Origin of the sequence: Paraburkholderia sp. CNPSo 3076, assembly GCF_026343935.1 — a bacterium.
Taxonomy (GTDB): Bacteria; Pseudomonadota; Gammaproteobacteria; order Burkholderiales; family Burkholderiaceae; genus Paraburkholderia; species Paraburkholderia nodosa.
Map to the genome: position 1 here is coordinate 58,099 of NZ_JAPMAL010000023.1, position 24,028 is coordinate 82,126.

At 65.8% G+C, this 24,028-nt stretch carries 21 protein-coding genes and 1 tRNA gene; 6 read left to right on the forward strand and 16 right to left on the reverse strand.

Translation table 11 applies throughout. The features are described 5' to 3' along the window. Position 1 precedes the first annotated feature (1 nt). From M3A49_RS25800 to gatC, 4 genes are all read right to left on the reverse strand, one after another. Positions 2–838 carry a PPK2 family polyphosphate kinase gene (locus M3A49_RS25800; RefSeq protein ID WP_266231587.1) on the reverse strand — a complete coding sequence of 279 codons (837 nt, stop codon included), beginning with the start codon at positions 836–838 and terminating at the stop codon, positions 2–4. A gap of 134 nt (positions 839–972) precedes the next feature. Continuing rightward, positions 973–2,448 carry an Asp-tRNA(Asn)/Glu-tRNA(Gln) amidotransferase subunit GatB gene (gatB, locus tag M3A49_RS25805; RefSeq protein WP_266231588.1) on the reverse strand — a complete coding sequence of 492 codons (1,476 nt, stop codon included), beginning with the start codon at positions 2,446–2,448 and terminating at the stop codon, positions 973–975. Positions 2,449–2,450: 2 nt separating this feature from the next. After that, entirely contained in the window at positions 2,451–3,941 is a 1,491-nt protein-coding gene (gatA, locus tag M3A49_RS25810; RefSeq protein WP_266231589.1) for an Asp-tRNA(Asn)/Glu-tRNA(Gln) amidotransferase subunit GatA, read from the reverse strand. A gap of 192 nt (positions 3,942–4,133) precedes the next feature. Beyond that, a complete protein-coding gene (gatC, locus tag M3A49_RS25815; RefSeq protein ID WP_028203206.1) occupies positions 4,134–4,433 on the reverse strand; it encodes an Asp-tRNA(Asn)/Glu-tRNA(Gln) amidotransferase subunit GatC in 300 nt (99 codons plus the stop codon). A 431-nt stretch (positions 4,434–4,864) separates the two neighbouring features. On the opposite strand from gatC, the gene M3A49_RS25820 reads away from it, so the two are divergent. From M3A49_RS25820 to rodA, 5 genes are all read left to right on the forward strand, one after another. Beyond that, complete coding sequence (locus M3A49_RS25820; protein WP_004189550.1) at positions 4,865–5,908, forward strand: rod shape-determining protein; 1,044 nt, start codon at positions 4,865–4,867, stop codon at positions 5,906–5,908. Positions 5,909–6,099: 191 nt separating this feature from the next. Further along, a complete protein-coding gene (gene mreC / locus M3A49_RS25825; protein ID WP_266231590.1) occupies positions 6,100–7,230 on the forward strand; it encodes a rod shape-determining protein MreC in 1,131 nt (376 codons plus the stop codon). Further along, positions 7,230–7,742: a rod shape-determining protein MreD gene (mreD, locus tag M3A49_RS25830; RefSeq protein ID WP_069264625.1), complete on the forward strand. Its 513-nt coding sequence runs from the start codon at positions 7,230–7,232 to the stop codon at positions 7,740–7,742. The genes mreC and mreD overlap by 1 nt, the downstream gene beginning before the upstream one ends. A 101-nt stretch (positions 7,743–7,843) precedes the next feature. Beyond that, positions 7,844–10,204, forward strand: a complete 2,361-nt coding sequence (gene mrdA / locus M3A49_RS25835) for a penicillin-binding protein 2 (RefSeq protein ID WP_266231591.1) — start codon at positions 7,844–7,846, stop codon at positions 10,202–10,204. Positions 10,205–10,213: 9 nt separating this feature from the next. Then, complete coding sequence (rodA, locus tag M3A49_RS25840) at positions 10,214–11,380, forward strand: rod shape-determining protein RodA (RefSeq protein ID WP_266231592.1); 1,167 nt, start codon at positions 10,214–10,216, stop codon at positions 11,378–11,380. 100 nt (positions 11,381–11,480) lie between these two features. Here rodA and M3A49_RS25845 read toward each other — a convergent pair whose 3' ends face one another. From M3A49_RS25845 to rsmB, 10 genes are all read right to left on the reverse strand, one after another. Continuing rightward, complete coding sequence (locus M3A49_RS25845; protein WP_266231593.1) at positions 11,481–12,233, reverse strand: tetratricopeptide repeat protein; 753 nt, start codon at positions 12,231–12,233, stop codon at positions 11,481–11,483. Continuing rightward, positions 12,230–13,012 (reverse strand): HpcH/HpaI aldolase family protein, encoded by a 783-nt coding sequence (locus M3A49_RS25850; protein WP_266231594.1) that lies wholly within the window; start codon positions 13,010–13,012, stop codon positions 12,230–12,232. The genes M3A49_RS25845 and M3A49_RS25850 overlap by 4 nt, the downstream gene beginning before the upstream one ends. Before the next feature lie 228 nt (positions 13,013–13,240). Next, positions 13,241–13,684: a 6-carboxytetrahydropterin synthase QueD gene (gene queD / locus M3A49_RS25855; RefSeq protein ID WP_028203213.1), complete on the reverse strand. Its 444-nt coding sequence runs from the start codon at positions 13,682–13,684 to the stop codon at positions 13,241–13,243. A gap of 31 nt (positions 13,685–13,715) precedes the next feature. Then, positions 13,716–14,348: a 7-carboxy-7-deazaguanine synthase gene (queE, locus tag M3A49_RS25860; protein WP_266231595.1), complete on the reverse strand. Its 633-nt coding sequence runs from the start codon at positions 14,346–14,348 to the stop codon at positions 13,716–13,718. Between the two features lie 156 nt (positions 14,349–14,504). Then, the gene (queC, locus tag M3A49_RS25865; RefSeq protein ID WP_028203215.1) at positions 14,505–15,236 is read right to left on the reverse strand and encodes a 7-cyano-7-deazaguanine synthase QueC; all 732 of its coding nucleotides are present in this window, start codon (positions 15,234–15,236) and stop codon (positions 14,505–14,507) included. 246 nt (positions 15,237–15,482) lie between these two features. Then, positions 15,483–15,558: transfer RNA gene (locus M3A49_RS25870), tRNA-Phe, on the reverse strand. 94 nt (positions 15,559–15,652) lie between these two features. Continuing rightward, the gene (gene esaR, locus M3A49_RS25875; protein ID WP_254358054.1) at positions 15,653–16,354 is read right to left on the reverse strand and encodes a response regulator transcription factor EsaR; all 702 of its coding nucleotides are present in this window, start codon (positions 16,352–16,354) and stop codon (positions 15,653–15,655) included. After that, positions 16,355–18,775 carry a sensor histidine kinase gene (locus tag M3A49_RS25880; RefSeq protein ID WP_266231596.1) on the reverse strand — a complete coding sequence of 807 codons (2,421 nt, stop codon included), beginning with the start codon at positions 18,773–18,775 and terminating at the stop codon, positions 16,355–16,357. Continuing rightward, a complete protein-coding gene (locus tag M3A49_RS25885; protein WP_266231597.1) occupies positions 18,765–19,358 on the reverse strand; it encodes a DUF4390 domain-containing protein in 594 nt (197 codons plus the stop codon). The genes M3A49_RS25880 and M3A49_RS25885 overlap by 11 nt, the downstream gene beginning before the upstream one ends. Further along, positions 19,355–20,893, reverse strand: a complete 1,539-nt coding sequence (gene rsmB / locus M3A49_RS25890; RefSeq protein WP_266231598.1) for a 16S rRNA (cytosine(967)-C(5))-methyltransferase RsmB — start codon at positions 20,891–20,893, stop codon at positions 19,355–19,357. Before rsmB ends, M3A49_RS25885 begins: the two co-directional genes overlap by 4 nt. Before the next feature lie 233 nt (positions 20,894–21,126). Here rsmB and M3A49_RS25895 point away from each other — a divergent pair, with 233 nt between their 5' ends. Next, a complete protein-coding gene (locus M3A49_RS25895; RefSeq protein ID WP_266231599.1) occupies positions 21,127–22,311 on the forward strand; it encodes a hypothetical protein in 1,185 nt (394 codons plus the stop codon). Positions 22,312–22,365: 54 nt separating this feature from the next. Here M3A49_RS25895 and htpX read toward each other — a convergent pair whose 3' ends face one another. Further along, positions 22,366–23,220: a zinc metalloprotease HtpX gene (gene htpX / locus M3A49_RS25900; RefSeq protein WP_254358050.1), complete on the reverse strand. Its 855-nt coding sequence runs from the start codon at positions 23,218–23,220 to the stop codon at positions 22,366–22,368. A 130-nt stretch (positions 23,221–23,350) separates the two neighbouring features. Further along, positions 23,351–24,004: a LysE family translocator gene (locus M3A49_RS25905; RefSeq protein ID WP_254358049.1), complete on the reverse strand. Its 654-nt coding sequence runs from the start codon at positions 24,002–24,004 to the stop codon at positions 23,351–23,353. Between the last annotated feature and the right edge of the window lie 24 nt (positions 24,005–24,028).

Genomic DNA, 24,028 nt, shown 5'->3' on the forward strand with positions numbered 1-24,028 from the left:
CTCAGTCGATCTTGAGACCCTTGAGTTCGGCCTTGGCCGGCGGAAATTCGAGCTTCAGACTTTCCATCAGGCGCAACAGCAGTTCGGCGACCATGAGGTTGCGATGCGACTTCGAGTTCGCGGGAATCACGTACCACGGCGCGTATTCCGTGGAGGTGGCCGCGAGCGCGTCGTGGTATGCGGCCTGATAGGCGTCCCAATGCTTGCGCGCTTCGAGATCGGATACGTCAAATTTCCAGTGCTTGGTGGGGTCGTCGATGCGCGCCTGGATGCGGCTGCGCTGCTCGTCCTTCGAGATGTGCAACATGCACTTGATGATCGACGTACCGCTCTGCGCGAGCAGCGCCTCGAAATGGCGAATCTGCCGGTAGCGGCGCTCGCACTCGGCCGTGTCGATCTGGCCGATCACGCGCGGCACGAGCACGTCTTCGTAGTGGCTGCGGTTGAAGATTGCCAGTTCGCCCGCCGCGGGCACCTGCAGGTGCACGCGCCAGAGAAAGTCGCGCGCGGCCTCGATGGGCGTCGGCGCGCGAAACGGCACGATGCGCAGGCCGAGCGGATCGACCTCGTGAAACACGCCGCGGATCGTGCCGTCCTTGCCGCTCGTGTCCATGCCCTGCAGCACGAGCAGCACGCGCTGATGGCGCTGCGAATGCAGGCGCTCCTGCAACACGTCGAGCTTGTTGCCGATCTCGGCGAGCCGGTTGCGGTCGCCGTCCTTGCTGCCGCTCGAAAACGGTTTCACGGCGGGGTCGAGCGCGCTCAGCGAGAACGTCTCCGGCTTCTTGTCGCTGAAGTACGGCACGCGGTAATCGTCGAGACTCGGGATATGGGACATGCGTTGTTCTCCTCTCTCTCGTGAATTTGACGGCGCCAGCGCCGTTGCCGGCCTGAAGCGGCAAGGCGGCGCCGCACTGCTACGCACGACGCCGCCTCGCAAGCATGCCCGAATCAGGCCGGCTTAAGTCAAACTCAGCCCAGCTTCTTCTTCAGCAGCTCGTTGACCTGCTGCGGATTCGCCTTGCCCTTGGTGGCCTTCATGGCCTGGCCGATCAGCGCGTTGAACGCCTTTTCCTTGCCGGCGCGAAATTCTTCCACCGACTTCTGGTTAGCGGCGAGCACCTCGTCGATGATCGCTTCGAGCGCGCCGGTGTCCGAGATCTGCTTGAGGCCCTTCGCTTCGATGATGCGGTCGGCAGCGTCGACGTCCGCGGCCTTCTCGTCCCACATCGCCTGGAACACTTCCTTGGCGATCTTGTTCGAGATCGTGCCGTCGGCGATGCGCGCGAGCAGCACGGCGAACTGCGCGGCCGATACCGGCGAAGCGGCGATGTCGAGGCCTTCGCGGTTGAGCTGCGACGAGACTTCGCCCATTAGCCAGTTGGCGGCGGCCTTGGCTTGCGCCGCGCCCGCCTTCGCCACGACCGCTTCGAAGTAAGCCGCCATCGCCTTGCTCGACGTCAGCACGTTCGCGTCATACGGCGTCACGCCATACTGCTCGATGAAGCGCGTTTGCATCGTCGCGGGCAGCTCGGGCAGCTCGCCCTTCACGCGCTCGACCCACGCGGCATCGATCACGAGCGGCATGAGGTCGGGGTCGGGGAAATAACGGTAATCGTGCGCGTCTTCCTTGCTGCGCATCGAACGCGTCTCGCGCTTGTCCGGATCGTAGAGGCGGGTTTCCTGCACCACCGTGCCGCCGTCTTCGATCAGCTCGATCTGGCGGCGCACTTCATACTGGATCGCCTCTTCGAGGAAGCGGAACGAGTTCAGGTTCTTGATCTCGGCGCGCGTGCCGAATTCCTTCTGGCCGACCGGACGCACGGACACGTTCGCGTCGCAGCGGAACGAGCCTTCCTGCATGTTGCCGTCGCAAATGCCGAGCCACACGACGAGCGTGTGCAGCGACTTCGCGTACGCAACCGCTTCGGCGGCGCTGCGCATTTCGGGTTCCGTGACGATTTCGAGCAGCGGCGTGCCGGCGCGGTTCAGGTCGATGCCCGTCATGCCCGCGAAGTCTTCGTGCAGCGACTTGCCCGCGTCTTCTTCGAGGTGCGCGCGCGTGAGGTTGACGGTCTTCTCGTAGGCTTCCTTGCCGGCCTTTTCGTTAGCCGGGACCTGGATCGTGATCTGGCCGCCCTGCACGACCGGAATCTCGTACTGGCTGATCTGATAGCCCTTCGGCAGGTCCGGATAGAAGTAGTTCTTGCGCGCGAAGATGCTGCGCGGCGCGACCGTCGCGCCGATCGCGAGGCCGAACTGGATCGCGCGCTCAACGGCGCCGCGGTTCATCACCGGCAGCACGCCCGGCAGCGCGAGATCGACGGGGCAGGCCTGCGAGTTGGGCGCGGCGCCGAACTGCGTCGATGCGCCGGAGAAGATCTTCGACGCCGTCGACAATTGCGCGTGCGTTTCGAGACCGATAACAACTTCCCACTGTGTTGCCATGTTCATACCCCTGCCGGCGCCTTGCGATGCCAGTCGGTCGCGCGCTGGAAGGCGTCGGCGACCTGCAGCATGCGGGCCTCGTTGAAATAGTTGCCGACGATCTGCAGACCGACGGGTCGCTGCGCGTTCACACCCGCGCCGAAGCCGCACGGCACGCTCATGCCGGGCAGGCCCGCGAGGCTCGTGGAAAGCGTGTAGATGTCCGCGAGGTACATCTGCAGCGGATCGTCGCCCTTCGCGCCGAGGTCCCATGCCACGCTCGGGGCGACCGGCCCCATGATCACGTCGCACTGCCTGAACGCTTCCTGGAAGTCTTGCGCAATGATGCGGCGAATCTTCTGCGCTTGCAGGTAGTACGCGTCGTAGTAGCCATGCGAAAGCACGTAGGTACCCACCAGAATGCGGCGTTTCACCTCAGGGCCGAAGCCCTCGGCGCGCGACTTCTTGTACATGTCGAGCAGATCGCGGTATTCGGCCGCGCGGTGGCCGAAGCGCACGCCGTCGAAGCGCGAGAGGTTCGACGAGGCTTCCGCCGGGGCGATCACGTAGTACACGGGAATCGACAGCTCGGTTTTCGGCAGCGTGACTTCCACAAGCGTGGCGCCGAGCGACTCGTACGTCTTCAGCGCGGCGTCGATGGCAGCGCGCACGTCGTCGGCGAGGCCCGCGCCGAAGTATTCCTTCGGCAGGCCGATGCGCAGGCCCGCGAGCGGCTTGTCGGCGCTGGCGTCCTGGCTCCACGTCTGGCCGACGAAGCGCGTGTAGTCCTCGTGCTCGTGCGTGAGGCTGGTCGAGTCGCGCTCGTCGAAGCCGCCCATGGCGTTCAGGAGCAGCGCGCAATCGCTGGCGCTGTGCGCGAACGGGCCGCCCTGGTCGAGCGACGAGGCGAACGCGATCATGCCGTAGCGCGAGACGCGGCCGTAGGTGGGTTTGATGCCCGTCACGCCCGTGAACGACGCCGGCTGGCGAATCGAGCCGCCGGTGTCGGTGCCGGTCGCGGCGGGCGCGAGGCGCGCGGCGACGGCCGCGGCGGAGCCGCCCGACGAGCCGCCCGGCACGGCCTTCGTGTCCCACGGGTTCTTCACGGCGCCGAAATGCGAGTTCTCGTTGGACGAGCCCATCGCGAATTCGTCCATGTTGGTCTTGCCGAGGCAGACCATGCCCGCGCGCTCGAGCCGCTCGACCACGGTCGCGTCGAACGGGCTCACGTAGTTTGCAAGCATCTTCGAGCCGGCGGTCGAGCGCCAGCCGCGCGTGACGAACACGTCCTTGTGCGCGAGCGGAATGCCCGCGAGCGGGCCGGCGTGGCCCGAGTGCAGGAGCGCGTCGGCGGCCTTGGCCTGGGCGAGCGTCAATTCGGGATTGACGTCGACGAAAGCGTTCAGGTCTTGATGCGCATCAATCCGGTCCAAAAAGTGCTGGGCCAGCTCGACTGCGGAGCACTCCTTCGCAGCCAGTGCGGCGCGCAGTTCGGTCAAGCTTTTGTCATGCATTGCGTGATTCCTGGAAGAACGTCACGGCGTGGTCGAAATCAGATCGTTGCGCCGTCCGGAAGCGGCTCGACCGACGTTGGCAAACGTGTCGGCCACTGCTCGGAAAACCCCGGAAAACTCGGGAGTCCGTGCCTTTTCGAACGGTTCCGACGACTCGAAAGGATTCGAAAAGGGCGAAAAAATCCTGCGCGTTTACTCAATCACGCGCGGTACAAGGTAAAGTCCGTCCTGCACCGCGGGCGCGGGACGCTGCAGCGCTTCACGGTCCACGATTTCGGTCACGGCGTCCTCGCGCAGACGCAGCGCGACGTCCTCGATCTGCTCGATCGGGTGGGCAAGCGGGGCAATGCCGGTCGTGTCCACGGCCTGCATCTGCTCGACGAGGCCGAAGAAGTCGTTCAGGCGTTCGAGCGTATTGCCGGCTTCGGCGTCGGCCAGTTCGAGGCGCGCAAGATGCGCGATGCGCTTCACATCGTTCAGGGTCAGGGCCATGCGGTCACCGGAAAAAAGGGGCTGCGGCAGTGCGGAAATTCGGTGCTGCAACAGCGGTTTATCGCGCCGGATCCGGCTCTGGAGGAAAGCTTCGATGAGGTCAAAAACTGCCTTCCGGATCCTGCAAAACAGGCAAAATTATAAGGTATCATTACGCGTTCGACCCAAACCCGGACCGCCTTGCATCCGCCTTTCAGTTCTGACCGCAGCACAATGCGGCCAGACAAGATCAAACGGGCGGCGCAGCCAGGCTGCCTCCGGTAACCATCCCCGCAGTCTCAGGCCCCTCGTGGCGCCCCTTGCGACGCCCTCCGCCGTGATTTCGGAGTGCTCTCGCGGCGGAGCATGTCGCCCTGAGGCTGTTAATTTTTCCGCTGCCGCCCTCGCCCACGAAGCTGGAAGGACGGCCACAAGCGAGACAGGATTTTTGAATGTTCGGTTTTCTGCGTAGCTACTTCTCCAACGACCTGGCGATCGACCTCGGCACCGCCAACACCCTGATCTACATGCGCGGCAAGGGCATCGTCCTCGACGAGCCCTCGGTCGTCTCCATTCGCCAGGAAGGCGGCCCGAACGGCAAGAAGACGATTCAGGCAGTCGGCAAGGAAGCCAAGCAGATGCTCGGCAAGGTCCCGGGCAACATCGAAGCCATCCGCCCGATGAAGGACGGCGTGATCGCCGACTTCACCGTCACCGAGCAGATGATCAAGCAGTTCATCAAGACGGCGCACGAGTCGCGCATGTTCTCGCCGTCGCCGCGCATCATCATCTGCGTGCCGTGCGGCTCGACCCAGGTCGAGCGCCGCGCGATCAAGGAAGCCGCGCACGGCGCGGGCGCCTCGCAGGTCTACCTCATCGAAGAACCGATGGCCGCCGCGATCGGCGCGGGCCTGCCGGTTTCGGAAGCCACGGGCTCGATGGTCGTCGACATCGGCGGCGGCACGACCGAAGTGGGCGTGATCTCGCTCGGCGGCATCGTCTACAAGGGCTCGGTGCGCGTGGGCGGCGACAAGTTCGACGAAGCGATCGTCAACTACATCCGCCGCAACTACGGCATGCTGATCGGCGAACAAACCGCCGAAGCCATCAAGAAGGAAATCGGCTCGGCCTTCCCGGGTTCCGAAGTCAAGGAAATGGAAGTGAAGGGCCGCAACCTGTCGGAAGGCATTCCGCGCAGCTTCACCATTTCGAGCAACGAAATTCTCGAAGCGCTCACCGACCCGCTGAACCAGATCGTCTCGTCGGTGAAGATCGCGCTCGAACAAACGCCGCCGGAACTGGGCGCCGACATCGCCGAGCGCGGCATGATGCTCACGGGCGGCGGCGCGCTGCTGCGCGACCTGGACCGCCTGCTCGCCGAAGAAACCGGTCTGCCGGTGCTCGTGGCCGAAGATCCGCTCACCTGCGTGGTGCGCGGCTCGGGCATGGCGCTCGAGCGCATGGACAAGCTTGGCAGCATCTTCTCTTACGAGTAAGCGCGCCGCGCACCGCTGCGCTCGCCCGCGGCGCGGTTTCGGCGTCGCCGTGCCACTGATGGCGTGGCGGCGCGCGCGCCGCCACGGCGCCCGCAACGGGGCGTCCTTCGGGGCGCCGAAGTTTCACGCTTCGTTGTGCCCTCCGTTACACCCTCTGTTTCACCGAACCGCACACGCCCCCGGCGCCGACCATGGAATACAGTCCGCCGCCCCTCTTTAGACAGGGCCCATCGGCACTCGCACGGCTGATTTTCTTCGTCGTGCTGTCGCTCGCGCTCCTCGTCTCCGACGCGCGTTTCAAGACGCTCGAAATCGTGCGCGGCGTGCTCGGCGCGGGCCTCTACCCGTTGCAACGCGCGGCCCTCGTGCCGCGTGACTTCTTTATGGGCGCCGCCGATCTGGCCGTGACGAGTTCCACGCTGCGCACCGAAAACACCCAGCTGCACGCGCGCAACCTCCAGCTCTCGCAGCAGGCCAACGAGGCCGCTTCGCTCGCAGCCGAAAACGCGCACCTGCGCGCGCTTCTGCAGCTCTCGCAGCGCATCGGCGCGCAAACCACGCCAGCGGACATCCAGTACGACACGCGCGACCCGTTCACGCAGAAGGTCGTGATCGGCGGCGGCGCGCAGCAGGGTATCCAGAACGGTTCGCCGGTATTGAGCGAGGACGGCGTGATCGGCCAGATCACGCGCGTGTTCCCCATGCAGTCCGAAGTCACGCTCGTCACCGACAAGGACCAGGCCGTGCCGGTCGAAGTCGTGCGCACGGGCCTGCGCAGCGTGATCTACGGCACGGCGAAGGGCGACCTGCTCGATCTGCGCTTCGTGCCGATCAGCGCCGATCTGCAAGTCGGCGACGAACTCGTGACGAGCGGACTCGACGGCATCTATCCGCAAGGTCTGCCGGTCGCGAAGGTGTTGCGCGTGGACAAGCAGGCCGACACCGCGTTTGCGCGCGTGGTCTGCCTGCCGCTCGCCGCCGTGCGCGGGGCGCGCCAGGTGCTCGTGCTGCACTATGTCCCGCAGGTGCCGCCCAACCCGATCGCCGCCGAAGAAGCCGCAGCGGCCGCCGAGGCGAAGGACGCGAAGAAGAAGCCCGCCAAGGTCGCGGACAAGAAGAGCGACAAGAAAGCCGAGGACGCGAAGGCGAAACCCGCCGCCGCTGCATCCGGCGCGGCGCCGGCCCCGGCGCAGCAGGCGAAGCCTGCAGCGAACGCAGCCGCAGCCGACACCAGGCCGGCGGAGAAAAAGCAGCTCGAAAGAAGGCCTAGGGAGAGCCTGCGGGAAGAGGCAGCGAAGGCCGTCGAGAAAGGGGGCCATTGATGCCGCGTCCGCAATACATTCTGCAGCCGGTCAATCCGTACTTCATCGTTTTCAGCCTCGCGGCGGCGTTCCTGCTGAACCTGCTGCCCTGGGGCAAGCTACCCGGCGTGCCCGACTTCGTCGCGCTCGTGCTGCTGTTCTGGAACATTCACCAGCCGCGCAAGGTCGGCATGGGCGTCGCGTTCTTCCTCGGGCTCCTGATGGACGTCCACAACGCGAACCTGCTCGGCGAGCACGCGCTCGCGTACACGCTGCTTTCGTATGGCGCGATCACCATTCACCGCCGCGTGCTGTGGATGTCGATCGGCCTGCAAATGTTCGCCGTCACGCCCATGCTGGTCGGCGCGCAGGTCGTGCCGTTCGTGATCCGCCTGCTGATGGGCGCGTCGTTTCCTGGCTGGGGTTACCTCATCAGCGGCTTCGTCGAGGCCATCCTCTGGCCGATCGCGAGCGTGCTGCTGCTCCTGCCGCAGCGCCGCCCCGTCGATCCCGACGACACCCGGCCCATTTGAGCGGCGCGCCGCTCGCCGCTGGAAGACTCGCTTGACTACCTCTTACGCACCCCGGCCCGCCGTTCCTCGCGATTGGAACCGCGGAGCCTGGGTCTGACAGCATGACCGAATTCAAGGACACCCAGCAGCAGCTCACGAAGTTCCGCCTGCGCGTCGCGGCGGCAGGGCTGTTCGTGTTCGTCTGCTTCGGGCTGATCGCGTTCCGCTTCCTCTATCTGCAGGTCTGGAACCACAGCAAGTACTCGCTGCAGGCGGACGAAAACCGCATTTCCGTCGCGCCGATCGTGCCGAACCGCGGCATCATCACCGACCGCAACGGCGTCGTGCTCGCGAAGAACTACTCGGCGTACACGCTCGAAATCACGCCCTCGAAGCTCACCGACACGCTCGACGACACGATCGACCAGCTTTCGACCGTGATTCCGATCGATGCGCGCGACCGCCGCCGCTTCAAGAAGCTGCTCGAAGACTCGAAGAACTTCGAGAGCCTGCCGATCCGCACGCGCCTCACTGACGACGAAGTCGCACGCTTCACGGCCCAGCGCTTCCGCTTCCCCGGCGTGGAAGTGCGCGCGCGCCTGTTCCGTCAGTATCCGCTCGGGCCCACGGCCGCGCACGTGATCGGCTATATCGGCCGGATTTCGCAGCGCGACCAGGAGCGCATCGACGATCTCTCCGACAAGAACGACAGCGATCCCGAGCACTACGATCCGCGTCTTGACGCGAACAACTACAACGGCACCGACTACATCGGCAAGATCGGCGTCGAGCAAAGTTACGAGACCGAACTGCACGGCCTGACCGGCTTCGAGGAAGTGGAAGTGACGGCGGGCGGCCGCCCCGTGCGCACGCTCTCGCGCACCCAGGCTACGCCCGGCAACAACCTCGTGCTGTCGATCGACATTGGCCTGCAACAGGTGGCCGAGCAGGCATTCGCGGGCAAGCGCGGCGCGCTCGTGGCGATCGAGCCGTCCACGGGCGACGTTCTCGCGTTCGTCTCGGCGCCGAGCTTCGACCCGAACTCGTTCGTGGATGGCATCGACCAGCAGACCTGGGACGAACTCAACAACTCGCCCGATCACCCGCTCCTGAACCGTCCGCTGCACGGCACCTACCCGCCGGGCTCGACCTACAAGCCGTTCATGGCGCTCGCCGCGCTCACGCTGCACAAGCGCACGCCGCAGTGGGGCTTCTCGGACCCCGGCTACTACATGTTCGGCGGCCATCGCTTCAACAACGACGTGCGCTCGGGCCAGGGCTGGATCGACATGAACCGCGCGATCATGGTGTCGAACGACACCTACTTCTTCATGCTCGCGCACGACCTGGGCGTGGACAACATCGCGAACTTCATGAAGCCGCTCGGCTTCGGCCAGCTCACCGGCATCGACATCGCGGGCGAGGCGCGCGGCATCCTGCCCTCCACCGAATGGAAGCGCAAGGCGTACCGCAAGCCCGAGCAGCAGCGCTGGTACGAAGGCGAGACGGTCAGCCTGGGTATTGGCCAGGGCTACAACTCGTTCACGATCCTGCAGCTCGCGCACGCCACGGCCACGCTCGCGGACAACGGCATTCTGATGAAGCCCCACCTCGTGAAGGAGATCGAGAATCCGATCACGAAGCAGGAGCGCCTCACGGTGCCGAGCGAAAGCGGGCGCCTGAACGTGAGCCAGGCCGATATCGACGTGGTGAAGCGCGGCATGGAAAACGTGACGATGAATCCCTCGGGCACGGCCTACCAGGTGTTCCGCAACGCGCCGTACACCTCGGCGGGCAAGACCGGCACGGCGCAGGTGTTCTCGCTGCAGGGCGGCAAGTACAAGGCGCATGCGCTCGCCGAAAATCTGCGCGACCACGCGCTCTTCATCGCGTTCGCGCCAGCCGAGAAGCCGCAGATCGCCGTCGCGCTGATCGTCGAAAACGGCGGCTGGGGGGCGCAGGCCGCAGGCCCGATCGCGCGCCGCGTGCTGGATTACTACCTCGTCGATCGCTTGAAGCCTGGCGTCGAACAGGCGGCCGTGAACGCGGCGGCTTCGGCCACGGAGGACGCGTCCGCGCCCGTGATCGGCGCGCCGCCCGACGCGGCGTCGGCGGCGTCGGCGGCATCGGCGGCGTCTGGGGCCGCCTCGGCCACGCCCGCCGTGCAGCCTGTACGGGTCGCCGCCGGCTTCACGCCGCTGCCGATTCCCGGCGCGGCATCTGCGGCCGCGGCGGCTTCGGCGGCGGCTTCGCAAGCCTCGGGCGCGGCCGCTGCTGCGCCTGCCTCCGCTGCCGGTCCGGCTACGGCCTCCGGCGCGGCGGCGCGGCCCACGCCCGCCACGGGCGCCGCCCGCCCCGCGCCCGCTTCCGTGCCCCGCCACTTCGGCCCTGGCCCCCATCGCCCGCGCCGCCCCGCCAGCGCGAGCGACGCGGCCACGCTCGCACCGCCGCCCAAGCCCGCAACGGGCGGCATCGACGAGTAAGGAGTCACTATGCCTTTCCTCCAGTTCGACAAGATCGACAAGCGCGCCGTGCTCGACACGCTGCGCAAGATGTTCCTCGGCTTCGACCGCCCGCTCGCGCTCACCGTGTTCCTGCTGCTGTGCGTGGGCATCGTCACGCTGTACAGCGCGAGCCTCGACGTGCCGGGCCGCGTGGAAGACCAACTGCGCAACATCATGCTCACCTTCGTGCTGATGTGGGCGCTCGCCAATGTGCCGCCCAACACGCTCATGCGCTTCGCGGTGCCGATGTATACCTTCGGCATCGCGCTGCTCATTGCCGTGGCGTTATTCGGCCTCACGCGCAAGGGCGCAAAGCGCTGGATCAACGTGGGCGTCGTGATTCAGCCCTCGGAAATCCTCAAGATCGCCACGCCGCTCATGCTCGCCTGGTACTACCAGCGCCGCGAAGGCGTGATGCGCTGGTACGACTTCGTCGTCGGCTTCGTGATCCTGCTCGTGCCCGTGGGGCTCATCGCCAAGCAGCCGGACCTCGGCACCGCAGTGCTCGTGTTCGCGTCGGGCCTCTTCGTCATCTATTTCGCGGGGCTCTCGTTCAAGCTGATCGTGCCGGTGCTGATCGCGGGCGTGATCGCCGTGGCCTCGATCGCGGCGTTCCAGGACAAGATCTGCCAGCCGCAGGTGAACTGGCCGCTCATGCACGACTACCAGAAGCACCGCATCTGCACGCTGCTCGACCCGACCTCCGATCCTCTCGGCAAGGGCTTCCACACCATCCAGGCCGTGATCGCGATCGGCTCGGGCGGCCCGCTCGGCAAGGGCTGGTTGAAGGGCACGCAGTCGCACCTGGAGTTCATCCCCGAAAAGCACACCGATTTCATCTTCGCGGTGTTTTCCGAAGAGTTCGGCCTGGCGGGCGGCCTCGTGCTGCTCACGCTCTACATGTGTCTGATTGCGCGCGGGCTCTATATCGCCGCGAACGGCGCGACGCTGTTCGGGCGATTACTGGCCGGTTCGCTCACGATGGCGTTCTTTACCTATGCGTTCGTCAACGTCGGCATGGTGAGCGGCATCCTGCCCGTGGTGGGCGTGCCGCTGCCATTCATGAGTTATGGCGGCACGGCGCTCACCACGCTCGGCGTGGCGATCGGACTCATCATGAGCGTGGGACGCCAGAAGCGTTTGATGCAGAGTTGAGGGCACGGCGGGCGGCTATGCCCGCTCGATCGCAGTACTTCAAAAAAAACGCGCCGGCATTGTCCGGCGCGTTTTCGTTTCGGCGGTCGCTTTCTGGCGCTTACTGCGTGGGCACCGACTTCATCAGCTGCGCGCTCAACTGCTGATACTTCAGGCGCGCCACGGGATCGCCCTGGGCCGCCGCCGCGGCATAGTACGCGCGTGCGACGTTGAGGTTCTTCGGTACACCGTCGCCGCCGCGCTCGTAGAACGAGCCGGTTACGTATTGCGCGGTCATGTCGCCGCCCTCGGCGGCCTTCTTGTACCAGTAGAACGCCTGCTTGTTGTCGCGCGTGGTGCCGCGACCGTCCAGGTACTGGTTCGCGAGCGCAAGCTCCGCCTGCACATGGCCCTGCTTGGCCGCCTTGAGGAACCACTGGTGCGCCTGCACGGGATCGCGCTCGACGAAGTCGCCGTCGTCGTACATCTTGCCGTACACGTACTGCGCATGCGACATGTTCGCGTCCGCCGCCTTGCGCAGCCACTTGCGGCCCTCGCCCACGTCGGCGGCCCCGCCTTCGCCGTTCACGAGCATCATCGCGTAGTTGAACTCCGCCAGCCGGTTGCCGCGCTCGGCCGCCGCCTGGAACTCGGCGCGCGCCGCGCTGAGATTGCCCGCGTTGTAGTCGGCAACGGCGTTGGCCGTTTGCGGATCGGCTTCCGCGCCCTCGGTGGCGCTAGCGGCGTCGGCGGCTGCCGCCACTCCGCTCACGCCGAGCGCCGCGGCCGCGAAACAGCCGATGGCGAGCGCGCGCGCGATCCGTTCAAAATGCCGTTCGAAATGCCGCCCCAAAAGCGCTTTCGGACGCTTCATGATCTCGCCTCCTGGAGCGCCTGGCGTGTCGCGCGCACGAGCCACATCACGTCGGCGGCCAGGGCGATGAAGCTGAAGCCCATCTCGCGATACTGCCTGGCGCCGGCCGCATCCATTGCGAAGATGCCCGCTGCGACGCCCGCCTCGCGCGCGGCCGCGACGATGCGCTGCACGGCGGCAACCACGTCCGGATGCTTCGAGTCGCCGAGATGGCCGAGGCTCGCTGCCAGATCGGCGGGACCCACGAACAGGCAGTCGACGCCCGGCACCTGCGCGATCTTCTCGACATCGGCCAGCGCCGCCGCCGACTCGATCTGCACGATCGTCGCGATCTGCGCGTTCGCGCCCTGAAGATAATCGCGGCGCATGCCGTAGGCCGCCGCGCGTACCGCGCCCGCCACGCCGCGCTGGCCGCCGGGCGTGCGCGCATCGGGGTACTGCGTGAGGCTCACGGCGCGCGCCGCTTCTTCAGCCGAGGCCACGTTGGGGAACATCACCGTGCGCGCGCCCGCGTCGAGCACGTGCTTCACGAGCCACGGCTCGCTGTCGGGCAGACGCACCACGGGCTCGGTGGGCAGATGCGCGGCGGCGATGGCGCGCAGTTGCGCGATGGTGTCGGCGCTGTCGTTGGGGGTGTGCTCCATGTCGATCAGCAGCCAGTCGAAGCCGGCGTGCGCGAGCGCCTCGGCGGCGGTCTCGCTGCCCATCGACAGCCATAGGCCGAATAGCGGGTCCGCCTCCTTGAGGCGTTCCTTGAGGGGATTGGTGAAGGTGCTCATCGCCGTGCTCCCGGCGAGACTGCGGGGCGCACGCGCCAGGCGCGGGCGGTGTCGCCCGGCAGCGCGGCAGCCGGCAGGTCTCGCTCCGTTATGTGTTTGTCGGGCCGCGCGCGGGGATGCGCAGGCCTTGCGGCAATGATCATACCGCGACAAAAACCTGGCGGTCGGCACGGAAAACCCGCCTTGCGCGGGCCGCCGGAGCGAGGGTGAGGCGGGGCCCTGCGCGCGTCAGTCGCGCGTGACTTCGGCCCAGCAGTTCGGCGTCTCGTACAGGCGCAGCTTGTGCAGGCGCAGATTCACGCCATAGTGCGCGTCGTACACGTTCGCGAGAATGTCGAACGCGATGGCGGCGAGGTTTTCCACGGTCGGAATGCGGTCGATCACGACCGTCTTGTGGCCCGGCAGCGTTTCGAGAAAGCCGCGCACCTGCGTGTCGCCCGCGAAGACGAGGAACGCGTGATCCCACAGATCGACGAGATGCTGGTTCGCGAGCGACTTCACATCGGCGAAGTCCATCACCATGCCGCGGTCGGGCGCGCCCTCGGTTTCGACGAGGTCGCCTTCCAGCGTGATTTCGAGCACGTAGCGATGGCCGTGCAGATTGCGGCACTGGCTGCGGTGGTCGGGGATGCGGTGGCCCGCGTCGAATTCGAGTTTTCGGGTGATCGTCAGCACGGCGCTTCTTCAGGTAAATTCGCGTGAATCAGGGAATGTTCAGGTATTTGTGGGTCTGCATCGACAGGCGCCATTGCGGATGGCGCTTGCACCAGTCGATGGCGAGCTTCGTGTTGAGGTCGCGCGAAGGGCCGTCCATGGGCTGCACGAGAAAATACTCGAAATCGAGCTTCGCATAGTCGGCGAGACGCTGGTTTTCCTGCGGCACGACAACCTTCAACTCGTTGCCCTTCGTGACGACGAGCGGCGCGTCGGCCTTCGGGCTCACGCAGATCCAGTCGATCGTTTCCAGCACCGGCAGCGAGCCGTTCGTTTCGATCGCGATCTCGAAACCGGCGGCGTGCAGCGCGTCGACGAACGGCGCGTCGATCTGCAGCATCGGCTCGCCGCCCGTGCACACCACAAAGCGGTTGCCCTCGCCTTCTGGCCACAGCGAGGCGATCTTCGCGACGAGCTCTTCCGGCGTGCGGAATTTGCCGCCGTTCTCGCCATCGGTGCCGACGAAGTCGGTGTCGCAGAAGCGGCAAACGGCTTGCTCGCGATCTTCCTCGCGGCCCGACCAGAGATTGCAGCCGGCGAACCGGCAGAACACGGCCGGACGCCCGGCGTTCGCGCCCTCGCCCTGCAACGTGTAGAAAATTTCCTTTACCGCGTAAGTCATCGTGCAGCCTGGTTCTGGCTCATGCGCGCAAGGCGCGTGCAAAGCCGGTTGGTCTCGGGCGCGAAATCATCGTGTCGGCGGGGGGCGCGCCGCCCGCGCGCGGCCCTGGCCATATTCTTCACCGCGAAAGTCACGCGTGCGGCCCGAGGCTCACGCTCAGACCGGGGCTTCCGTCACGTTCTCGCCGGCGAGATACGCTTCATAGCCGCGCTTGCGCAACTTGCACGCCGGGCACTCGCCGCAGCCGAAGCCCCACGCGTGAAGCTCGGCGCGCTCGCCCACGTAGCAGGTGTGCGTTTCCACGCGGACCATGTCCACCAGCGCTTCGCCGCCCAGCTGTTCGGCGAGCCGCCATGTATCGGCCTTGTCGAGCCACATGAGCGGCGTTTCCAGCACGAAGCGCGTGTCCATGCCGAGATTGAGCACCACTTGCAGCGCCTTCATCGTGTCGTCGCGGCAGTCGGGGTAGCCCGAGAAGTCCGTTTCGCACATCCCGCCCACGAGCACCTTGAGCCCGCGACGATAAGCGATCGCCGCAGCGATCTGCATGAACATCAGGTTGCGGCCCGGCACAAAGGTGTTCGGCAAGCCGCTCGCGGCGGTTTCGATCTCGATTTCGCGCGTCATGGCCGTGTCGCTAATCGAGCCTAGCACCGACAGATCGATCATGTGATCGTCGCCGAGACGCTCGCCCCATTCGGGGAACGTGCTGGCGATCGCCGCGCGAAAGCCCTCGCGGCATTCCAGTTCGACGCGATGACGCTGGCCGTAATCGAAGCCGAGCGTTTCGACGCTCTCGTAGCGGTCGAGCGCCCATGCAAGGCACGTGGCCGAATCCTGGCCGCCGGAAAACAGTACGAGCGCGCCCTTGGCTTCTGTTCGAGTCACCGTGAAACTCCGTGTATGAGGTTTCCGCGCGAATGCCTTCGTTGCTGGCTTGTGTTGCTCGATGCGCCCGAGCGGACCGGCAGGGACAACCCCCGCGCCGGCTCATGCAGTATAGGCCGGGGCCTCTACACGGGCATCGGCGCACCCTTATACCCTGGATACCGCCGATGTCTGGAATGCGAACCGCAAGACAATGAGCGCAACGAAAAAGCCCCAGGAATCGAACGATCTCCTGGGGCTGCATTCTGGTGGCCTGGGACGGAATCGAACCATCGACACGCGGATTTTCAATCCGCTGCTCTACCAACTGAGCTACCGGGCCAACGAAGAAAAAAGATTATAGCGATGAATGTGGCGTTTGCCAAGTGGCTTTCACAAAATTGATGCGTCTGGCCACGCCGCTTACTTTCATACGTTCATTCGCCCTTGCTCTTGCCGAGGTCCACGCCGAGCTGCTTGAGCTTGCGATACAGGTGCGTACGCTCAAGCCCCGTTTTTTCGGCCACGCGCGTCATGCTGCCGTTCTCGCGCGCGAGGTGGTACTCGAAGTAGGCGCGCTCGAACGCATCGCGCGCATCACGCAGCGGGATGTCGAACGAGATCGATGCGGTTTGCGTGGCCGCGCCCGCCTGCATGCCATGCACGCCGTCGGCGCCCAGCACCGGCAGCGCCGCCGCCGATGCCACGACCGCCGGTCCGCCCGCAGCCGTCTTCCCCGCCGCCGCCGATGTGGCCGGCGCGACCGGCGCGGCCGTGCCGCGCGCGAGCCCCTGCTCGACCGCCTTCAACAGCTTTTGCAGCGCGATCGGCTTTTCGAGGAAGTTGAGCGCGCCAATCTTCGTCGCCTCGACGGCGGTGTCGATGGTCGCGTGCCCCGACATCATGATGACCGGCATCGTGAGATGCCCCTGCGCGGCCCATTCCTTGAGCAGCGTCACGCCATCGGTGTCCGGCATCCAGATATCGAGCAGCACGAGGTCCGGCACGTGGCGCTGCCGGAAGTCGCGCGCCTGTTGCGCATCTTCCGCGAGCTCCACGACGTGTCCTTCGTCGCTGAGGATCTCCGAGAGCAATTCCCGGATGCCCATTTCATCATCTACCACCAGGATGGTTGCCATTTACGCTGCCCTTGTCTGCACTGTTGCTTTTGACCCCTGCTCCGCTTCGGCACGCGCCTGCCCCTCCCCGGATCGGCCGGGTCCGGGCGTGGCGGCATCGTCTGCCAACTGGAGAAAGAGAATCGAGATCTGCGCGCCTTCGATCGCGTCGCCCGCTCTCATTCGATTGCGGATGTCGATGCGCGCGCCGTGCTCGTCGACGATCTTCTTGACCATCGCAAGCCCGAGTCCTGTTCCTTTGGCCTTGGTCGTCACATAGGGTTCGAACGCGCGCGTGAGGATGCGCGCCGGGAAACCCGGGCCGTTGTCCGATACCGTGAGACGCACCGCCACGTGCGTGCGGCCTTGCGCGTCGGGGTCTCCGTATTCTACGGCGCGGGTCTCGAGCGTCACGCGAGGATTCTGCGTATCGGCCACTGCGTCCTGCGCGTTTTGCAGCAGGTTGTGGATCACCTGGCGCAATTGCGTCGCGTCGCCGCGTATCACCGGCAAGTCGGAGAGCTCGACCTTGATCGCGCTCTTGCCTTCTTCCGCGCCGTAGAGCGTGAGCACTTCGCTCACGAGATCGTTGAGCTGCAGATGCGCGAGCACGGCCGGCGGCGTGCGCGCGTAATCGCGGAAGTCGTCGACCATCTGCTTCATCGCCGCGACCTGATTGACGATCGTGGTCGCGCCGCGCCTGAGCACTTCGGCGTCGGTTGGCGCGAGCTTGTCGGTGAGCTTCATCTGCAGGCGTTCGGCCGAGAGCTGGATCGGCGTGAGCGGATTCTTGATCTCGTGCGCAAGACGCCGCGCGACTTCGCCCCACGCGACCGAGCGCTGCGCCGAGATCACGTCAGAGATGTCGTCGAACACCACCACGTAGCCCGAGGTCTGCATGTCGCCCGCGTCGCGGCCCGTGTCGGATACGAGGCGCGCGCCGCGCACGAGCAGCGTGAGCGGATCGGTCTCGCCCGGAATCGGCACGGAAAACTGCTGCTGCCAGTGGCCGCGCCCCTGATCGCCATCGCCGCGCGAAGCTTCCTGATCGGCGAAGGCCTTGCGCACCATCGCGCCGAACTCCGTGAGCGCGCCGATATGATCGAGCGCGACGCCGAGCTCCGTCTGGAACGGCTGACGGAAGATGCGCTCGGCACCGGGGTTCGCCGTCGTGAGGCGGAACTGCCGGTCGAACACGAACACGCCCGCCGTGAGGTTCGCGAGAATGCTTTCGAGGTACGCCTTCGAATGCTCGAGCGCGACGCGGTTCTTCTCCACGGCCTGGCGAGCTTCGGAAAGCTGGCGCGTCATCGCGTTGAACGACTGCGTAAGGAAGCCCAGTTCGTCGCGCGACTTGATTTCGCGCTTGGGCGTGTAGTCGCCCTCCGTCACTTCCTTCGTGCCCTGCGCGAGCAGGAAGAGCGGCCTCGCAAGCTGGTTGCCGAGCGCGAGCGCGAGCATCATCGCGACGAAGGTGGCGAGGAAGAGCGCGAGCGTGAGCGTGCCGATATACATCTTGCGCAGGCCCGTGCGGCCCAGCGCCTTCTCCTGATACTCGCGATACGCGCGCTGCACGGCGTCGGCATTGCGCGCGAGCGCGGACGGCACCGGCTGCTCGAGCTGCAGGAAGCGCTCGACCGGCTGCAGATCCGTTGTGTTCGCATCGGGAATGCGCGTGACCACGCGCAACCGGAGCGCGCCCTTCGAGCCAAGCTGATGCGGGTCGCCATCCACTTCGCCCTCGATCGCCGCATAGCCGCGCCCACGTGCCTGATCGATCATGAGCGACGTGGGCATGTCGGCGGGCATGAGCGACGAGAAGTTGCTCGACGCCTGCGCCACCACGTGCATGTCGGGCGCCGCGCCCGACATGCTGCGCACCGGCTCGACGATCATCGCGTCCTGCACGCCGAACTGGTCGCGCGCGCGCAGGAGCGTGAGCGTCGTGCCCGCGGCGTCGCCGCTCGCGATCTGCTCGGCCATCAGACGGCCCTTGGTTTGCAGGTCGGAGAGCGAGGCGTCGAGCATGCCGCGGCCGAGATTCAGGCCGGCGGTGAGCGCGGTTTCCACGTTCACGTCGAACCACGACTCGATCGAGCGCGAGACGAACTGATACGAAACGATATAGATGATGCCGCCCGGCACCACGCCCACGAGCGCGAAGAAGAACGCGAGCTTGGCGAGCAGCCGCGTGCCGAACTTGCCGCGCCTCAAGCGCACGACGATCACGATCATGAGCGCCGTGACCACCGACAGGAAGATCAGCGCGACGATGATATTGGCCGCGTAGAGCCAGCCGTAGTAGCGGTCGAAGAACTCGGTGTTCGCGCTCGCCGCGGCGAGCAGGACGAGCAGCAGCGTCGCGGTGAACGCGACGGTGGAGACGAGCAGCTTGACGACGACGCTGCTGAAGCTGGTGGCGCGGCGTACTTTATCTAGCACGTTCGGTCACCGTGAAGTTGAAGCGCTTCCAGTCGGAAGCGAGGTTCCAGTCGCGGTTGTTCACGGCGTCGATCTGGAACGGCTTGGGCATCAGCGCGACGTCGAGCTGCATGCGCACCGAGGCCGTGTACGTTTCGCCGGCATGCACGTCGTTGCGGTCGATCACGTGCCACGAGGTGACGTGCTTGATGACCGCGAGCGCGTCCGCGAGCGTCGAGAAGCCGAGCTGCAGACCGCCGCTCGACACGCGGTACTCGCGCGTGAGCGGCTGGAACGACAGGCGAATGCTTTGCGAAATGCTCACCGGCTGTTCGTCGAACCAGTACCAGCGCGCGCGCGTGAGCTCGAAGTCGGTGGTGAAGTAAAGCGGAATGCCCTTGTTGACCGCGTCTTCCAGGCTGCTGTTGAGGTCGAAGTCGAAACGGGCGTCGAGGCTCCAGCCGTTGCTGTCGGCCTGGAGCGACGCGCGCTGCACCGAGATCGAGTCGGCGCGAGCCGGCGCGGCGGCCACCAGGCCGACGACGGCAAGCATCAGCCAGATCAGGGCCGCGAGCCGCAGCGGGAAGAAGCGTTTGATGGTCACCGTTTCTGAAAGCGCGCGTAGAAGAATCCGTCGTGATCTGCGGTGCGATCGGGAACGGGAAAGCCAGTTGTCGTCACTTCGGCCGTTGCAGCGGCCTCGTGCCGCGCCTCGCCGGCTGCGCCGTCTTCTGGCCCACGGGCCGGCGCGCCGAACGCCTCGGGCAGCAGCTGCCCCGGGGCGTCCAATCGTACCGCATCCGCATGGGTGCTTTCAAACCGGCGCGCCTGCGCCTCGCCTTCCTCGGGGAAGATCGAGCAGGTCACGTAGAGCAGTTCGCCGCCCGGCTTCACGAGCGGCCACAGCGCATCGACGATGCGGCGCTGCTCGGCGGCAAGCGCCGCGATGTCGCTCTCGCGGCGCAGCCAGCGAATGTCCGGATGGCGGCGCACGATGCCCGAGGCCGAGCACGGCACGTCGGCGAGGATGCGATCGAAGCCTTCGCCGTCGTGCCACGCGGCAGGATTGCCCGCGTCGCCGACCACGATCTTTGCGCGCCGCATGGGGTGCGCGGGATCGTCTTGCGGAAAACCGAGGCGCGCGAAGTTTTCGCCGATGCGCGCGGCGCGCGTGGCGTCGCTTTCGAGCGCAACCAGGTCGATGTCGGCAAGCTCGAGCAGATGGCCGCTCTTGCCGCCGGGCGCCGCGCACGCGTCGAGCACGCGCATGCCGTCACGCACGTCGAGGATTTGCGCGGCCACTTGCGCGCCGGCGTCCTGCACGGACACGTCGCCCGCGAGAAATCCGGGGATGCGATCCACCGGCAACGCAGCGGCGAGACGCACGGCGTGTTCGCCGATCTGCGTGGCGGCGATGTTTTCAGCGGCGAGCCGCCGGACGTATTCGGCAGCGCTCGCACGGCGCGCGTTCACGCGCAGCGTAAGCGGGCCTTGCGTGTTGCCCGCGGTGAGAATCGCCTGCCACTGGGTGGGCCACGCGGCGCGCACCGCGTCGATCCACCAGCGCGGATAGTTCCAGTAGGCGGTTTCATCGGCCCCTGCTGTGGCAAGCGCGGTGTCGCGCTCGCGCAAAAAGCCGCGCAGCACCGCATTGACGAGCCCCTTCGCGAACGCGACCTCGCGGCGCGCAGCCACGGCGCGCACGGCCTGATCGACGACCGTAAACGGCGTGTAGGCCGCGCTCGCCTCGTCTTCGGCGAGCAACGCCAGCGCGCAGGCCAGCAGGTTCGCGACGAGCGGCGGCGGCGCCTTGCTCACGCGCTGCCGGATCAGCCAGTCGACCGTGCCGAGCCGCCGCATCGTGCGGTACGCGATGTCCTGCACGGCACCGCGAGCCTGCGGCGCGAAGTCGGCAGGCAAGGCGGCGAAGGCGCTCGCGAGCGCGGCGGGCAGCGCCGCACCGGTGCGCACCGCGCCGATCGCATGCGCGGCCTGGTCGAGCGCAAAGCCCAGCGATTCGGGGGCCAGGTGCACGGCGTGGCTGCGCGCCGGCGCTGCGCCCGGCTGGCGCGAGGGCGATGCGGAACTCTTTTTGCCGTGAGACGGCTTGCTGGGTCGCCGGGATGGGCTCGATGTCATGAAGAAACCGGATGCGGGCCGCGGTGAAGTGCGGCGTCAATGATGCACAAGCGAGCCATTGTAGCGTGGCGAGCGCGCAACACTGCCAGCCGGCGCGATTCCCGTTGACGGTACCGCGCCCGCAGGCAAACGGCGGCGAAAAGCGCAGAGATACATATTGGCGGATACCGACTAACGGCTCGCCGCATGATGGCGACAGAAAACGCCCCTCCCCCTGCGTCGTAGCGGCCATCATGAAACTACTCGGGAAGAAACAAGACTTCGCGTTCCTCGCCTTCGTTGCGCTCTTTTCCGTGTACCAGCAGGGACGCGGAAAGCTGTTCTCGCCCTTCTGGGACTACAAGGTGTACGCGTACGCGCTGGATCAGTTCAAGCGCGGCGCGAACCCGTATACCCCGCACGGACTTCCCTTCGTCTATCCGCCCCTCTTCCTGAATCTCTTTTCGCGCATGCCGTTTCACTGGCTCTATCTGGCATTCGTTGTCGCGTCGCTGATCTATCTCGCCTACAGCATCCGGCATGCGGAATTCGTCGTCGCGGGTGCGTTGGGGTTTCTGACCGGCGGCGCAGGCGTGGGCGGCATCCTCACGGGGAATTTTGCGATCTTCGGCCACTTGCTGATCATTGCGCTTTTTTATGCGGCTTCGCGGAACGCTTCACCGCATTCTTCGCAGCAAAGCGGCAACGCGACGGCAAAGTATTGCGCGCTGGCTTTTTTCATCGCCCTGTTTGCCTCCATCAAGATCTATTTCCTGACCTACGCCGTCGTGTTCTTTTTTATCCCCAAAGGCACGCGTTACTTCTTCGCCGTGCCCTTGTGTGTTGCGCTCGCAACCATCGCGCAGCTCGCGCTGGAACCGCGTCTGTGGACCGATTTCGAAACCCTGCTGCGCTGGCAGATGCTCGCCCAGAACGATTCCGGGCTCGTGCTGTTCGGGATACTCGAACAACACGTGCGCGCGTTATCGACCCTGGAGGACGTCCTGTTCTACGAACTGGTGGTCGTGGCGCTGTTCGCGTACGCGGTCAATCCATTGCGCGGGCGACGGCTCATGGTTGCGGAAAACGAAAGCGTGCCGGGCAGGCTGTTCTATGTGCTCGCGTTCTGTCTTGCGCTGAATCCGAGAATGAAGGAATACGACATCGCGCCGTTTTTTGCGTGCTGCTACGTTTCGCTCTTCCAGAGCAGCAACGACGCTAACCGGATGGATCGCGTGTTTTTCTACGCCGTACCACTGACGTTCATCGCCGCGTGGATCGTCGTCAAGTTCGGGCACGTGTACTACGCGCTCGACGTGTCCTGGTTCATCGGCGTTTATTTCGTGTTCTTCGTGGTTTCGCTGCGTCAACGGGCATTGCGGGTTTCGGCCCGAGCGGTCGCTCGACACGTGGACGGCGACGCCGCGGCGACAGGCTGAATAAAAAACGCCTCCGAAGAGGCGTTTTTTTGTTACCCGTCACCGGTCGTCGCTTTAGCGTCCGCCGCCAGCAGCCATCTCCATCAAGCGGCGGATGCGCTCTTCCGTGGCCGGGTGCGTGCTAAAGAGGTTCTGCAAGCCGCCGCCGGAAAGCGGATTCATGATCATCATCTGCGCCGTGGCCGGATGCTGTTCGGCCGCCGGGAACGGAATGCCCTGCGCGTAGCGGTGGATCTTGTCGAGCGCGGAGGCGAGCGCCTGCGGATCGCCGGAAATCTCGGCGCCGCCGCGGTCCGCCTCGAATTCGCGCGCACGCGAAATCGCCATCTGGATCAGCGCGCCCGCGATCGGCGCGAGCAGCGCCACGGCAATGCTCGCGATGGGGTTCGCCGGGCGGCCGTTTTCGTCGCGGCCGCCGAAGATCATCGCGAAATTGGCGAGCGCCGAGATCGCGCCGGCCATGGTGGCCGAGATGGTCGAGATGAGAATGTCCCGATGCTTCACGTGCGCCAGCTCGTGCGCCATGACGCCGCGCATCTCGCGCTCGGACAGCACGCGCAGAATGCCGGTGGTCGCCGCGACCGCGGCGTGCTCGGGGTTGCGGCCCGTGGCGAAGGCGTTGGGCGCGTCCTCGTTGATGAGGTAGACGCGCGGCATCGGCAAGCCCGCCCGCGTGGCCAGATCGCGGACCATGCGATAGAACTGCGGCGCCGTGGTCTCGTCGACTTCCTGTGCGTTGTACATGCGCAGGACCATCTTGTCCGAATACCAGTACGAGAAGAAGTTCATGGCGAGCGCGAAGAACAGCGCCAGCACCATCCCGCGATGCCCGCCGATCAGCCCGCCAATCACGATGAAAAGGGCCGTAATCGCGGCCATCAACATCGCGGTTTTGACCCAGTTGAACATGTGCTGTGCTCCTTCACCCGCGAGGGGATCAAATCGATCGTTGAACGCCCGCCGCCAGCCGGTCAGCTAGCGCCAGGCGAGCGCATTGTAAGCGATTTGTTAGATATGGGCAGATGCGAAAAATTCAATCTCAGTGCGTGGCGGTCGCGAGCTTCAGGCCCAGCCCGACGAACGCCGAACCGACTGTGCGGTCGAGCCACTTCTTCACGCCCGGCTTGCCCGAGAAGCGCTGCGTGACGCTGCCCGCCACCCACGCGACGAAGCTGTTCCAGACCGTGCTCATCAGCAAGAACACGGCGCCGAGCGTGAGGAAAGCGAGGGCCTTGTGCTCCGTCCCCGTGGTCACGAACTGCGGGAAAAACGAGACGAAGAACAGCACCACCTTCGGGTTGAGCACGTTGGTGCAGAAACCCGCAACGAACAGCTGCCGCAGCGGGCGCGGCGCGGCCGCAGGCGGCGTGGCTGGCGCGGCGCCTTCGGCGGCGGGCTTGGCCTCGTGCTTCGTGAGCACGAGGCGCACGCCGAGATACACGAGATAGATCGCGCCGACGATCTTGATGACCGTGAACGCCGTGGCCGACGCCGCGAGCAGCGCGGTCAAACCGAACGCGCAGGCGAGCGTGTGCACACAGCAGCCCGCCGAGATACCCAGTGCGGAAACGAGGCCCGCGCCGCGGCCCTGCGCGACGCTGCGGCCGACGATATAGGCCGTGTCGGGCCCCGGCGTCACGTTCAGGAGAAATACGGCGACGACGAAGAAACCGAAATGGGTAATGCCGAGCATGACAACCTCAAAATCGAAAAACGC

Coding starts and splice junctions, on each gene's coding strand:
- M3A49_RS25800 (WP_266231587.1), bottom strand. CDS start 838: ATGTCCCATATCCCGAGTCTCGACGATTACCGCGTGCCGTACTTCAGC.
- gatB (WP_266231588.1), bottom strand. CDS start 2,448: ATGGCAACACAGTGGGAAGTTGTTATCGGTCTCGAAACGCACGCGCAA.
- gatA (WP_266231589.1), bottom strand. CDS start 3,941: ATGCATGACAAAAGCTTGACCGAACTGCGCGCCGCACTGGCTGCGAAG.
- gatC (WP_028203206.1), bottom strand. CDS start 4,433: ATGGCCCTGACCCTGAACGATGTGAAGCGCATCGCGCATCTTGCGCGC.
- M3A49_RS25820 (WP_004189550.1), top strand. CDS start 4,865: ATGTTCGGTTTTCTGCGTAGCTACTTCTCCAACGACCTGGCGATCGAC.
- mreC (WP_266231590.1), top strand. CDS start 6,100: ATGGAATACAGTCCGCCGCCCCTCTTTAGACAGGGCCCATCGGCACTC.
- mreD (WP_069264625.1), top strand. CDS start 7,230: ATGCCGCGTCCGCAATACATTCTGCAGCCGGTCAATCCGTACTTCATC.
- mrdA (WP_266231591.1), top strand. CDS start 7,844: ATGACCGAATTCAAGGACACCCAGCAGCAGCTCACGAAGTTCCGCCTG.
- rodA (WP_266231592.1), top strand. CDS start 10,214: ATGCCTTTCCTCCAGTTCGACAAGATCGACAAGCGCGCCGTGCTCGAC.
- M3A49_RS25845 (WP_266231593.1), bottom strand. CDS start 12,233: ATGAAGCGTCCGAAAGCGCTTTTGGGGCGGCATTTCGAACGGCATTTT.
- M3A49_RS25850 (WP_266231594.1), bottom strand. CDS start 13,012: ATGAGCACCTTCACCAATCCCCTCAAGGAACGCCTCAAGGAGGCGGAC.
- queE (WP_266231595.1), bottom strand. CDS start 14,348: ATGACTTACGCGGTAAAGGAAATTTTCTACACGTTGCAGGGCGAGGGC.
- esaR (WP_254358054.1), bottom strand. CDS start 16,354: ATGGCAACCATCCTGGTGGTAGATGATGAAATGGGCATCCGGGAATTG.
- rsmB (WP_266231598.1), bottom strand. CDS start 20,893: ATGACATCGAGCCCATCCCGGCGACCCAGCAAGCCGTCTCACGGCAAA.
- M3A49_RS25895 (WP_266231599.1), top strand. CDS start 21,127: ATGAAACTACTCGGGAAGAAACAAGACTTCGCGTTCCTCGCCTTCGTT.
- htpX (WP_254358050.1), bottom strand. CDS start 23,220: ATGTTCAACTGGGTCAAAACCGCGATGTTGATGGCCGCGATTACGGCC.
- M3A49_RS25905 (WP_254358049.1), bottom strand. CDS start 24,004: ATGCTCGGCATTACCCATTTCGGTTTCTTCGTCGTCGCCGTATTTCTC.